Here is a 12,337-nt window from a genome sequence, read left to right as displayed (position 1 = left end):
CAATCCAGGGGTGTAACGACAGATGCAAGTGCAAGGGGGAAAAATGCACAGCGAGGCAATGAACGGATGCGCCGGCGACGGCCCGTTAGGCAAGATCGACTGGTGCCGCAGGCACCGCCACACCCGGCGCTGGTGCGCGGCGGGCGTCGTGATGATTCCGTTGGTGTTCGGCTTCCTGTGGCTGCAGTTCGCCGCCGCGCGCGAGACCGGCGAGCTGCTTTACGCCGACCAGGTATGCGGCTGCCGCGACGTGGTGACCAGCTGGGTCAGCGATTACGTGTGGACCCAGATGATCTGGCTGCCCTGCAATACCCTGTTCCTGCTGATCTGGGTGGCGCTGGCGGTCAAGCTGTGGAACGGCAAGCGGCGCATCTGCTGAGGCGGCGCGTCAGCCGTCGATGTGCGCGATCAGCGGCAGGTGGTCGGAGGCCACCCGCGCCAGCGGCGTCTGGTGCACCTCCACATGCAGCAGCCGGTGGCGCGGGCTGATCCATATCCGGTCCAGTGAGAACAGCGGCCAGCGCGACGGGAAGGTGCGCGGCGCCGGCGCCGCCTCGAAGTGCGAGACCAGCCAGCGCAGCGCGCGTCCCCAGACGAACCACTCGTTGACATCCCCCATCAAAATCACAGGCGCCTGGTCGGTATCGAAGGCCTGCAGCAGGCGCTTGATCTGCTGGCGCCGCTCGGCCGGCTTCAATCCCAGGTGGGTGGCCACCACCCTCAGCATGTGGCCGCGGCAGTCGATGTCGGCGTCCAGCGCGCCGCGCGGCTCGCGGCTGCCGAAGGAGAGGTCGATGCTCTGGGTGGCCAGCACCGGGTAGCGGCTCAGCACCGCATTGCCGTAGCGCCGGTCGGGCGTTTGCATGGTCGGGCCTTCGACCGCGTGGAAACCCGTGCTCCGCCGCAGCAGGTCCAGCACGTCGGGCTGGGCGCTGCCGCCCAGCGGCACTTCCTGCAGCGCGATGACGTCGGCTTCGATTTCCCCCAGCACGGCGGCAATGCGCTCGGGCGCGAACCTGCCGTCGGTGCCGACGGCGCCATGGATGTTGTAGGTGGCCACGGTCAGCGGCCAGGGATCGAGATTGTCCAGCGGCACGTCGGCGCTGAGCACCAGTTCGGTATCCGATGCCTGCTCAGGGCTGCGCCGCAGCGGCGCTTGCATCGCGGTGTCCGTCACGCCCGGCGCGCCTCCACGTGCGCATGCCGGCCGGAGGGCGCCTGCAGTTCCTGGTAGTGCGTCCCGCTCTTCACGTCGGCCTTGGGCTCGTCGCGTCGCAGCGCCTGCTGCTCGCGCTCGCCCATAGGCTGGCTGGCGCGCGTGCGCTTGCCTGCCTCGCGCGGCTTGAGCAGCTTTTGCAGGCCGAAGGCGGTGAGCATCAGCGCGCTGGTCACCAGGGCCAGCACCAGCACGGTCTGCAGGCTGGGATGGCGGATCGCCTCGGCCAGGTTGTGCGAGAAGATCACCGTCAGCACGATGCCCGGCACCATGCCGATCAGCGTGCCGATCATGTAGTCGCGCAGGCCCAGGTGGGAAGCGCCGGCCACCACGTTGACCACCGTGAAGGGGGCGATCGGCAGCAGCCGGATCACCGCCATGGCGGCGATGCCGCGCTGGGCGAAGCGGCGGCTCAGGTTGTTGATGCGCGGCCCCAGCATCTGGCGCAGCGCGTCGTGGCCCAGCCAGTTGCCCAGGTAGAAACCCAGCGCCGCGCTCAGCGCCACGCCGGTGGTGGCGTAGAGGCCGCCGTAGAGCGGCCCGAATACCACCCCGGCCACGGCGATCAGCACCGTGATGGGCACCATCAGCATGCCGGCCGCGACGAAGGCGGCGATCACGATCACCGGGGTGAACGGCATCTTGTCCACGCTGCGCGCCAGCGCGATCATCGAACTCAGGTTGATCCATTCGCGCAGCGGCGTGAAGCGCCAGGCCAGGGCGAAGGCCACCAGCGCGACCGCCAGCAGGCACAAGCCGATCATGCGGCGCGGCACCGGTTTGCGGGCGCCGTGGGGCACGTAGGCGTCGACGATCTCATCGGGGCTGATCGGACGTTCGGGGTCGAACACGGCGTTGTCCTGGGTCAGGGCATCGAGCTCGGGGATCAGTCGCGGATCCAGCGGCGCCAGGTGGCGCCCGTCCGGCTGGCGCAGTTCGGCGATGGCGGCGTGCAGGCTGCCGCCGGCGTCGATGCGCTCGGCCACCGCCTGGGGCTGCGCGCCCAGGTGTTCGGCCAGCAGGCGGTTGCGCATCAGGGCGATGGCGGCGCGCACCTCGGCCTCTTTGGCGGCGTCGCCCTGCGCCTCGATGCTGAGGTTGCATTCGGTATCGACGGCCATCGAGCGGTTGCTCATGTTGGCCGACCCCACCGAGAACAGGCGATCGTCCATCGCAAATACCTTGCTGTGCACGTTCAGGCAATCCTCGCCCAGGCCCGGCAGGCAGGGGCTGTACATCTGGTAGCGCGTCGCCGCCCGGTCGTCGCGGCCGGGCGGCGCATGCTTGAGGCGATGGTGGATGCGCGCGCGCAGGGCACCCATGGTGGCCTGTTCCAGCCAGCCGCTCTGGGTGCGCGGCGAAACCACCGCGACCTCGGGGCCGTCGGCTTCGCGCAGGCGCGCGCCCAGCGCCTCGGACAGGACGTTGGAGGTGAAATACTGGTTCTCGAAGAACAGGAAATCGCGTGCGCCGGCGATCGCATCCAGGTACAGCTGGCGGATCTCGAACACGCCGGCGCGACCGTCATGGTCGGGTTCGGTGCGCGAGATGCCGACGCGGATATCGCGCAGGTCGGGCTCGAAGCCGTCCGGCCAGACATCGGTGGCGTCGGGCGAGGCCTGCACCGTTTTGCCGGCCTCGCCGTAACCGGCCTGGCGCCAGCGGCGGCGCGCCAGCTCGCCCAGCGCCTGGGCGGCGTCGCCTTCGACCATGGCCTGCACGTCGTGGAAGGGCGCGTAGGGCTTGCCATCGGGATCGCGGCGCAGCGGATTGTCGGGCGCGTGCTCGGGCGTATCCCAGCGGCAGCGGGTCAGGTCAAGGCCGCCGACGAAGGCCAGGCGGTCGTCGATCACCACCACCTTCTGGTGATGCGAGGCGCCCACGGGATGGTGCGCGTCGGTGTGGAAATGGAGGCGCTTGCTGCGCTCGCGTCCCGGCTTCCTGGCCATCAGCCACTCGCGCTCCAGCGCGTAGAGCATGGCGTAGTCCCAGTTCAGCACATGCATGTGCAGGCGCGGCCGCTGCGCCACCAGCGCGTGCAGCAAATCGCCCAACTGGGCAGGGAAGCCGTCGTCCGCGCCCTCGGGCGCCAGGTCGGTGCGGCTGTCGATGTCCCAGCCCAGGATGAAGACGCTGTGCTGCGCCTTCAGCAGGGCCGAGCGCAGCGCGGCGAAATATTGCGCAGCATCCACCAGCAGCTTGAAGCGGTCGGCGTGCTCCAGCCGCCAGCAGTTGCGGCCGGGTTGAAGCAGGCCGCCTTCGGTATCGGGTTGGGCGGGATCTCGCATGCTGGCTCCGGAGTGTGATGCTGCGCACTCAGGGCTTGCCGACCGAAATCGGATGCTCTTCGCGCGCCTTGTTCTTGCCGTCCATGGGACGCGCCGAGGCGCCGCTCTGGATCTGCGGTTGCTCCTGCCTGGGGAAGCGCTCGGGCTTGCTCTTGTCGAGGCTGGTTTCGGTCGAGTTGGCGTATTCCTGCGCCAGCGGTTTGGTGTTGCTCATGATGTGCTCCTTGTCGGTTGGGTGTCAGGAGGCTCAGGAGCCGTTGCGCGACTTGTCCGGCTGCTTGATGTGCGCGTTGCCTTGTTCCACGTGCGCGCGGGAAGCGGCCTGGCGTTCGCTTTCGGCGGCCATCGCCTGCTGCTGCTTTTCGGACTGGGCCTGCGCCTGGTCGGCAAACGGATTGCCGGGCGTATTGGCGTCGTGCTGTTGCGGGGCGGCCTGAGGAGAGTGCTTGTGCTGCATGGTGTTCTCCTTTCAACGATGGAGCAGCCACCATAGCGCCGGTCGCGCCGACGCAACATCGGACAGGTGCCCAAGCTGATGTAGGACGACTCTGTCGCCTGTTACGAGTCTGCGGGATTGCAATACGGCACTGTTCCCGCAGGGCGCCTGGCGGCCGGCCTCCGTTGCGGTCCGGACGGATGCGAGCCTGCGGCCGCCTCGAGCCGGCGCCCGTGCCTTGTCACGCAGCAGTAATACTTGAATGCAACAATTCGCCCCGCATCCGCCAAGTCCTGATCGTCTGTTCACGCTCCTGGGATGAGCCTGAAACGGTGCAGCGGATCGCCACTACAAGGGGAATTCAATGACCATCCGTATGCGCATCACGCTGCTCGTGATGCTCACCTTCATCGCCATCGCCGGCATCGGCGGCTACGCGATGTACCAGTCGCGCGGCAGCGCGGTCGAAGTCAAATCCGTGACCGAAGGCGTGATGCCCAGCGTGCTGGCGTCGTCCGACCTGATGGGGCAACTGAAGGATGTGCAGCTGGCGGCGATGGTTATGGTGACCGAGACCGACAACCAGCTGGTGACCCAGGAAAACGAAAAGCTGGCCGAGAAGAAGGCGGTGCTGGAACAGGCGCTGGCGCTGCAGGAGAAGCAGGCCGACGGCGTGGCCCAGCGCGGCCTGATCGAGCAGGCGCGCGAGAGCCTGGACAACTATTTCGGCGCCATCGACAACACCGCCAAGTTCAAGCTGGCCGGCAAGAACGAGATCGCCCAGGCGCAGTTCTTCGGCGGCGTGATGCAGTACCAGACCGAGCTGGAAGGCATCGTCAACACGCTGCGCATCGAGAAGAACCGCTTCAAGGACGGCGCCATCGCCTCCCTGAACGACAAGCTCTCGCAGACCACCACCACCATCACCATCGTCACCGCGGTGGCGGTGCTGCTGCTGGGCGGGCTGGGCTTCCTGTTGTACCGCCAGATCACCGGCCCGATCAGCCGCATGTCGTCCATGATGGGCGAGATCGCGGCCAGCCAGGACTTCACCCGCCGCCTGCCGGTGCAGCGCATGGACGAGGTCGGCCACTCCATCGTCGCCTTCAACGGCATGGTGGAAAAGATCGAGGAGGCTTCGGCCCAGGTGCGCCAGAAGACCGCCGACATGCAGGCCATGCTGCAGAACATCCCGCAGGGCATCCTGACCATCGTCGACGGCAACAAGATCCATCCCGAGTATTCAGCCTTCCTGGAAACCGTGTTCGAGACCGCCGACATCGCCGGGCGCGACATGATGGAGCTGGTGTTCTCCGGCACCAACCTGGGCGCCGACACGCTGTCGCAGATCGAGGCCATCGGCGGCGCCTGCATCGGCGAGGACGTGATGAACTTCGCGTTCAACGAACACCTGATGGTGGGCGAGGTCGAGAAGACCATGGCCGGCGGCGCCCGCAAGATACTCGACCTCTCGTGGTCGCCGATCACCGACGACAACGACACGGTGATCCGCCTGATGCTGTGCGTGCGCGACGTCACCGAGTTGCGCCACCTGGCGGCCGAGGCCAACGAGCAAAAGCGCGAGCTGGAGATGATCGGCGAGATCCTCGCCGTGGCGCCGGCCAAGTTCGCCGAGTTCATCGGCAGCGCGCGCCGCTTCCTGGACGAGAACGAGCAGATCGTGCACCAGAATCCGGAGGCCACCGCCTTCGCCATCGCCAAGCTGTTCCGCAACATGCATACCATCAAGGGTAACGGCCGTACCTACGGCCTGCTGCACCTGGCCAACGTGGTGCACGAGGCCGAGCAGCACTACGACGACCTGCGCCATCCGGAAACCGGCGCCGTCTGGCAGCAGGAAGACCTGCTGCTGCAGCTGGCCCAGGTGCGCGAGATCATCGACCGCTACGCCCGCATCAACGAGGTCACGCTGGGACGCGCAAGCGCCGGCGCCGCCGATGCCGCGACCGCCGCTCCAGGCTACGAGCGCCATGTGCTGACCATCGACCGCAAGCACATCCAGGAAAGCCTGCATCGCCTGGAGCACGTCAATACCGCCAACCTGCACGAGCTGGTGGCGGTGCGCAACGAAGTGCGCCGCACGCTGCGTCTGCTGGGCACCGAAGCCGTGCAGGACGTGCTGGCGCCGGTCACCGGCTCGCTGCCGGCGCTGGCTGCCGACCTGGGCAAGGCCGCGCCGCTGGTGGAGATCGAGGACAACGGTTATGTGATCCACAGCTACGCCTCCCCGCTGCTGCAGAACGTGTTCATGCACCTGATCCGCAACGCCATGGACCATGGCCTGGAAAGCGTGGAAGAGCGCCTGGCCAAGGGCAAGGCGCAAGCCGGCTCCATCAAGCTGGAGATGGGCGTGATGGGCGGCATGCTGCATATGGCGCTGTCCGACGACGGCCGCGGCCTGGCGCTGGAGCGCGTGCGCCAGACCGGCATCGAAAAGAACATGATCACCGTCGACCAGGCGCTCTCGGATGCGGAACTGGCGCGCCTGATCCTGCAGCCGGGCTTCTCCACCCGCAGCGAGGTGACCGAGGTTTCCGGCCGCGGCGTGGGCATGGACGCGGTGCTGGACTTCGTCATCCGCGAGCACGGCAAGATCGAGATCCGCTTCACCGACACCGCCGAAGGCGCCGCCTTCCGGCCGTTCCAGATCATCGTGATGCTGCCGGAGAGCGTGGCGGTGGAAGTGGACGGCATCGACGTGCCTTATCCGGTGGCCGGCCAGGAACAGCCCCACCCGGTGCAATTGCCGGCCGACGGCAATCCACAGGTGGCCTGAAGCGGCGATGCGCTAACGAAGCAATGATGCGGAAATGAATCCATGTGGAACTCGATAGTCTTCCTGGCGCTGGGCGCCTTGCTGGCCGGAGCGCCGATGGCGTGGCTGTGGCGGCGGCAGAAGGCGCGCGCGGCGCGCATGATCGACCTGGAGCAGGTCGAGGCCCTCAAGCGCAGCATCCAGGAGACGCTGGAAGAGCAGCGGCGCGATGTCGCCGGGCACCAGCTGCAATTGGAGCAGGAGCGCCGCGACGGCGAGCGCCGCATGGAAGAAATGCGCCGCGACGGTGAAGAGATGATTGCGAGGCTGTCGTCGCGCAAGTCGGAAAGCGTGGCGCGCATGATGGAGAACTGCGACGCCTCGCAGGACACCATCGCCAGGCTGCTGGGTTTGATCCGCACCTTCGAGCGCTGGCACGACGACATGAACGTGCTGATCTCCCACAACCGCGAGATGCACCGCAAGAACGACGAGTTCGCGCTGATCGTCAACCAGGTCATCATCGTTGCGCTCAATGCGTCCATCGAAGCCGCGCGCGCCGGCGCCCACGGCCGCGGCTTCGCGGTGGTGGCCTCCGAGGTGCGCGACCTGGCGCAGCGCGCCGAGAAACTCTCCAAGAGCTATCGCGCCAACCTGTACCAGAACGACCTGATCACCACCACCACCTTCCAGGACCTGCAGGCCGGCGGCAAGATGATCATGGGCGCGGTGATCGGCCTGGACCTGATCAACAAGAAGACCAGGGACACGCTGGCCGAGGCCGCATGAACGAGGCAATGGAAAGTGCGAACCTGATCAGCCAGTCCGCCCGGGACGGCTTCGACACGCTGCTGCAGCAGGCCTTGAAGGCCAGCATGGTGCCGGCGGAGTCGAGCGTGGAGATTTCCGCGATCGAGGATATATCCGCCATCAGCGAAAAGAAGATCGTGGTGCTGACTGTGTCGTCCTATCTGTTTCGCCTGATGGTGATGTTTTACTTCACGCCGGACGCGGCCACCCGCGGCCACTTCGCGCGCCTGAACCGGGTCGACGCGGAAGAGATGGGCGAGCAGGGCTTCATGGACGCCATCGCCGAATGCGGCAACCTGTGCTGCGGCATCCTGAACCGCGACCTGGGCCGCTTCTTCCCGCACCTGGGCATGTCCACGCCCAACGTGATCGACCGCAATTGCGCGGCCTACCTGCAACGCCTCAACGCCGCGCACATCCGGCATTTCGCCGTGGAAATCCCGGAGTCGCCGCGTTTGCACGTCTCGCTGTGCATTTCGGCCTACGACGCGATGGATTTCACGGTGTCGGCCGAAGAGGAGGATGTCAGCACCGGCGAGCTGGAATTGTTCTGAGCCGGGATCGGCGCGATCGGATACGGAGAAAAGAGTGAGCATGGATGCGGCAATCACCAGCAAGGTGCTGGTGCTGGACAAGGATGCCGACTGCTACGGCACCATCAAGTCGTTTTGCGAGCGCCACAACCTGGTGGGCCTGAAGGCGCACGAGGAGCATGTGATGGCGGTGCTGCGCAGCAACGTCGACCTGGGCGGCGTGATGCTCTCGGAGAGCCTGGCCGGCCTGGGCGAGTCCGGCCGCGGCCTGGCGCGCCGCATCCACGAGGTGCGCCCCGAACTGCCGCTGTTCCTGCGCCGTCGTCGCGAGGCCGGCGCCGACGACCGCATCGACCCGCGCGAGGCCGACCTGTTCAGCGCCATCTACCGCATCGAGGATATCGACGCGCTGGCGCCGGCGGTGGCGTCGTCCATCTTCAGCCAGAGCTATCCGAACGCGCTGGTGCGCGGCATCGCCGAGATCAGCCGCATGGTGCTGGAGAGCCAGTTCCCGTCGATGACGGTGGAGATCGACAAGCCCTACCTGGTGCGCGACCGCATCATCTTCGGCGAGGTGTTCACGCTGATCCCGCTGGAGAGCAGCTGGTGCCGCGGCTACATGATGCTGCAGGCCGAGCAGCGCGCGCTGCAGACCCTGGTGCCGGGCGAGACCGAGGATTTCCGCGACCTCAACAACGCGCTGGGCGAGGTCACCAACCTGATCTGGGGCTGGTTCAAGAACCGCTTCATCAACCAGGCCCAGCCGATACCGCAGCAAAGCCAGGTGCCCATCGTCATCAACCACCAGCACCGCTACATCTCGTTCGGCTCGGACGACCCGCAGCTGTGCTTCAAGTATGTGCTGACGGGCAAGGACGGCGGCGCGCCGGTGGCGCTGCTGCAACGCTTCATCTTCAACCTGTCGTGGTCGCCCGAGGCGTTCGCCGAGAACCAGGCGTCGGTGGAAGAACTGTTCGAAAGCGGCGAGCTGGAGCTGTTCTGAAGGCGCGGCCGCACCCATCAAGCAATCACGCAAATCAAGCAAACATCACTGAGAGAGAAACGATATGGCACAAATCCTGGTAGTGGACGATTCGAGCACCGTGCGCGCCGAGGTCGGCGATTTCCTGAAGAAGAACGGCCTGGACGTGGCGCTGGCCGTGGACGGCCGCGACGGCCTCAACAAGCTCAAGGGCGATCCGGCCATCAAGCTGGTGGTGTCCGACGTCAACATGCCCAACATGGACGGCCTGACCATGGCCGAGAAGATCCGCAGCGAACTGGGCAATGCCAGCGTGAACATCATCATGCTGACTACGGAGAACTCGCCGATCATGAAGGAACGCGGCAAGGCGGCCGGCATCAAGGGCTGGATCGTCAAGCCGTTCAAGGGCGACGCGGTGCTGCCGACGTTCAAGAAGCTGGTGGGGGCCTGAAGCGGCGTTCGCCGTGTCTTGAGGTTCGCTCAACGCCGCTGGGTTCTGACCTGCGTCAGGACGACAGGGAGACGGTAAGCTGAACCCTTGGTTGTTCGAGGCCATTCATTGGCTGTGGTCCCTGCGAAAGCAGGAACCCAGCGGCGTTGGTCGCGCGCGGTGGATCGACAAAAGTACTCGTGGGGCCGGCCGCAAGGTCGGAAAAGGGGGAGGCAGCGCAGGGCCGACAAGAGCCCGCGATTTGTCTCGGTGAAACGCCGCCTTCGGGCGGCGTTTTGCTTGGCGCCTAGCGTTCTTCCAGCACCAGCTCGAAGCAGATCAGTACGGGGTTGCGCCCGCGCGCCAGCACGCCTTCGCAGACCTTGCCTTCGGGATTGATCAACCCGATCTCCAGCCGCGCGCGCAGGCCTTGCGGGCCGTCTTTCACTTCGCCGGCGCGCACCAGGATCTCGGTGGCGCGGTCTTCCAGCACGCGGCCGTCCTCGAAGTCGGCGCCGATGATGCTGCCCACGCTGCCGCGCACGATGGCGTCGGCAATGCCGTGCGAGCGGCAAGCGTCTTCCACCGCCATGGTGAGGTCTTCGTCGGGGCGGATGCGCGCCAGCACCACGCGCTTGCCGCCGGCGGCCGGCGGCGCGGCGTCGTTCAGGCGGGTAGGGTGGAACAGGGTGAAATTGGTTTCCGGATCGTACCTGGTCGCCATGGTGGCGTCGCGCACGCCCCAGGCCTGCGCCTGGCCGGACGCGGCGACCACGGTCTTGTCCATCATCAGGTGGCCGCCCTGGCGCTGGCCGTCGCGGCCGCGCCAGACCGCGTGGCAATGCACGAAGGGCTCGCCGTCTTTGCGGCCATAGGTGGCCACCGCATACTCGATCAGGGTGCCTTCCTCCATGCTGTGCGGGTCGCTGTAGAAGGCGGCGTGCTGGTCGTCCACGGCCAGCGCCGGCATCAGGAAGTGCAACGGCTTCACCTGCAGGTTCTCGAAGCGCACCGTGCCGCCGTCGATACCGGCCTGGGCCAGCGGGATGCTCATGGCGTCGCGCAGGTTGTGGCCGGCCTGCAGCGTGAAATCGTGCCGCAGGGCGGGGGCTTCGAGGGTGACGATGCGAACGGGATCGGGCTTGCCGGGGTGGCGGACGGTGCGGGCGAATGCGGGGCGTGCGGACATGGGGTCTCCTTGGTGCGTCCTGTCGTGGCTGAGCGGCTCGTCGGCGGCTTTTCTGTATTCAGTAGACGATAAGGCATTATCCGGTTTTCCGGCGCGGCCTGCTGGTGAATGTTTTTAACCGGTCGCGCGAGGCGGCTTACAGCGGATCCGGCACCAGCGCGGCAATGCCGGTGACGGTGTTCCATTGCTTGACCTGCCAGCGCGTGACCAGGCCGTGCAGCACATAGGGGTCGGCGGCGGCGAAGCGCTCGGCATGGGCGGCTTGCCCCAGGAAGAGCAGCAGGCCGCTCTCCGGCGGATCGCCCACGGCGCCGCCGGCGGCCAGCTCGCCGCGCGCGACGGCTTGCTTGCACAGCGCCAGGTGTTCGGCGCGATGGGCGGCGCGGCGTTCGAGGTAGTCGGGGACGAAATCGTACATGAGAAGGTAGTTCATGGCCTTGTCCTTTATCCTGGCGGCGGGGAAAGCGAGGACTATAGCACCGGCCGAAAAGCCATGCGGCAGCCCTTGAGTTTCTCCATTGCATGCCCATATCCGTCGCCATGCGGCAGCGGGCGCGGCGAATATGAAATCTTGCTGACAGCCCGGAACCATTCCGGTCGCCGCGCGCCTGATACAGATCACCGAACCCACATGCGGCGGCGCGGATGGCCCAGCGGCATGCCAATAACAAAGACAAGACCATGACTCCATCGCCAAACCGCCGCACGTTGCTCATCGCAGGCGGCCTCTCCACGCTCCTGGGCGGCTGCGCCCTGGTGCGCGAACGTCCCGACAACAGCGCCGTCATCCGGCAGAAACTGGCCGAACTGGAAAAACAATCCGGCGGGCGGCTGGGCGTGATGGCCATCGACAACGCCGGCGGCGCCTCGTCGGCCCGCGTCGGCTATCGCGAGACCGAGCGCTTCCCGTTCTGCAGCACCTTCAAGATCGTGCTGGTGGGCGCCGTGCTGACCCGCAGCCTGGAGGACTCCACGCTGCTGCAGCGCCGCGTGCGCTATGGCGCCGGCGACCTGGTGGCCTATTCGCCCGTGACCGAGAAGGCGATCGGCGCCGGCATGTCGGTCAGCGGCCTGTGCGCGGCGGCCCTCCAATACAGCGACAACACCGCCGGCAACCTGCTCATCCGCGAGCTGGGCGGGATCAGGGCGGTCAACGAGTACGCGCGCAAGATCGGCGACCAGGGCTTCCGCCTGGACCGCATGGAGACCGAGCTCAACAGCGCCGCGCCCGGCGACGAGCGCGACACCACCACGCCGCTGGCGATGGCGCAGACGCTGCAGGGCCTGCTGCTGGGCGAGTTCCTGCCCGAGCTGCAGCGCCGCATGCTGGTGGACTGGATGCGCGGCAACACCACCGGCGGCACCCGCATCCGTTCGGTCATGCCGCGCGACTGGATCATCGGCGACAAGACCGGCGGCGGCGACTACGGCACCACCAACGATGTCGCGGTGATCTGGCCGGGCAACGAATCGCCGGTGGTGCTGGCGATCTACTTCACCCAGACCGCCAAGGACGCGCCGATGCGCAACGACGTGGTGGCGGCCGCCGCCCGCATCGTCGGCGAACACTTCATCTGAACATCCGGGCCCGCCCGGATACCCGGCGGCGCGGAACGTAATGCGCCATCCTTCTTCCAATGGATCATCAGCGGCCCGGCGCCGCGGCGATGACGA

At 66.8% G+C, this 12,337-nt stretch carries 13 protein-coding genes; 7 read left to right on the top strand and 6 right to left on the bottom strand.

Features of this window, described 5'->3' with window-relative positions:
* Positions 1–43 precede the first annotated feature (43 nt).
* A complete protein-coding gene (locus tag Herbaro_RS11950; RefSeq protein WP_275009851.1) occupies positions 44–379 on the top strand; it encodes a hypothetical protein in 336 nt (111 codons plus the stop codon).
* Positions 380–388: 9 nt separating this feature from the next.
* Here the strand turns inward: Herbaro_RS11950 and Herbaro_RS11945 are convergent, their stop codons facing one another.
* The 4 genes from Herbaro_RS11945 to Herbaro_RS11930 are packed head-to-tail and all read right to left on the bottom strand — an operon-like array spanning position 389 to position 3,961.
* Entirely contained in the window at positions 389–1,162 is a 774-nt protein-coding gene (locus Herbaro_RS11945) for an endonuclease/exonuclease/phosphatase family protein (protein WP_275009850.1), read from the bottom strand.
* Positions 1,163–1,173: 11 nt separating this feature from the next.
* The gene (locus tag Herbaro_RS11940) at positions 1,174–3,504 is read right to left on the bottom strand and encodes a VTT domain-containing protein (RefSeq protein WP_275009849.1); all 2,331 of its coding nucleotides are present in this window, start codon (positions 3,502–3,504) and stop codon (positions 1,174–1,176) included.
* Positions 3,505–3,532: 28 nt separating this feature from the next.
* The gene (locus Herbaro_RS11935) at positions 3,533–3,718 is read right to left on the bottom strand and encodes a hypothetical protein (protein ID WP_275009848.1); all 186 of its coding nucleotides are present in this window, start codon (positions 3,716–3,718) and stop codon (positions 3,533–3,535) included.
* 33 nt (positions 3,719–3,751) lie between these two features.
* Complete coding sequence (locus tag Herbaro_RS11930; RefSeq protein ID WP_275009847.1) at positions 3,752–3,961, bottom strand: hypothetical protein; 210 nt, start codon at positions 3,959–3,961, stop codon at positions 3,752–3,754.
* A 343-nt stretch (positions 3,962–4,304) separates the two neighbouring features.
* On the opposite strand from Herbaro_RS11930, the gene Herbaro_RS11925 reads away from it, so the two are divergent.
* The 5 genes from Herbaro_RS11925 to Herbaro_RS11905 all read left to right on the top strand — a co-directional run bounded on the left by Herbaro_RS11925 (position 4,305) and on the right by Herbaro_RS11905 (position 9,495).
* Complete coding sequence (locus Herbaro_RS11925) at positions 4,305–6,737, top strand: ATP-binding protein (protein ID WP_275009846.1); 2,433 nt, start codon at positions 4,305–4,307, stop codon at positions 6,735–6,737.
* Positions 6,738–6,779: 42 nt separating this feature from the next.
* A complete protein-coding gene (locus Herbaro_RS11920; protein ID WP_275009845.1) occupies positions 6,780–7,505 on the top strand; it encodes a methyl-accepting chemotaxis protein in 726 nt (241 codons plus the stop codon).
* Between the two features lie 8 nt (positions 7,506–7,513).
* Positions 7,514–8,080, top strand: coding sequence for a hypothetical protein (locus Herbaro_RS11915; protein WP_275009844.1), 567 nt, complete (start codon positions 7,514–7,516; stop codon positions 8,078–8,080).
* Between the two features lie 40 nt (positions 8,081–8,120).
* On the top strand, positions 8,121–9,062 hold the full coding sequence (locus Herbaro_RS11910; protein WP_275009843.1) for a chemotaxis protein CheX: 942 nt from the start codon (positions 8,121–8,123) through the stop codon (positions 9,060–9,062).
* A gap of 64 nt (positions 9,063–9,126) precedes the next feature.
* Entirely contained in the window at positions 9,127–9,495 is a 369-nt protein-coding gene (locus Herbaro_RS11905; RefSeq protein ID WP_275009842.1) for a response regulator, read from the top strand.
* Positions 9,496–9,781: 286 nt separating this feature from the next.
* Here Herbaro_RS11905 and Herbaro_RS11900 read toward each other — a convergent pair whose 3' ends face one another.
* Positions 9,782–10,663 carry a PCC domain-containing protein gene (locus Herbaro_RS11900; RefSeq protein ID WP_275009841.1) on the bottom strand — a complete coding sequence of 294 codons (882 nt, stop codon included), beginning with the start codon at positions 10,661–10,663 and terminating at the stop codon, positions 9,782–9,784.
* Positions 10,664–10,799: 136 nt separating this feature from the next.
* A complete protein-coding gene (locus Herbaro_RS11895; protein ID WP_275009840.1) occupies positions 10,800–11,096 on the bottom strand; it encodes a YciI-like protein in 297 nt (98 codons plus the stop codon).
* A 248-nt stretch (positions 11,097–11,344) separates the two neighbouring features.
* Between Herbaro_RS11895 and bla the strand changes: the two genes are divergently transcribed.
* The gene (bla, locus tag Herbaro_RS11890; RefSeq protein WP_275009839.1) at positions 11,345–12,241 is read left to right on the top strand and encodes a class A beta-lactamase; all 897 of its coding nucleotides are present in this window, start codon (positions 11,345–11,347) and stop codon (positions 12,239–12,241) included.
* The last annotated feature ends 96 nt before the right edge of the window (positions 12,242–12,337 follow it).

Source organism: Herbaspirillum sp. WKF16 (assembly GCF_028993615.1).
Lineage (GTDB): Bacteria > Pseudomonadota > Gammaproteobacteria > Burkholderiales > Burkholderiaceae_D > Herbaspirillum.
This window is presented reverse-complemented; position numbering and strand designations above follow the sequence as displayed.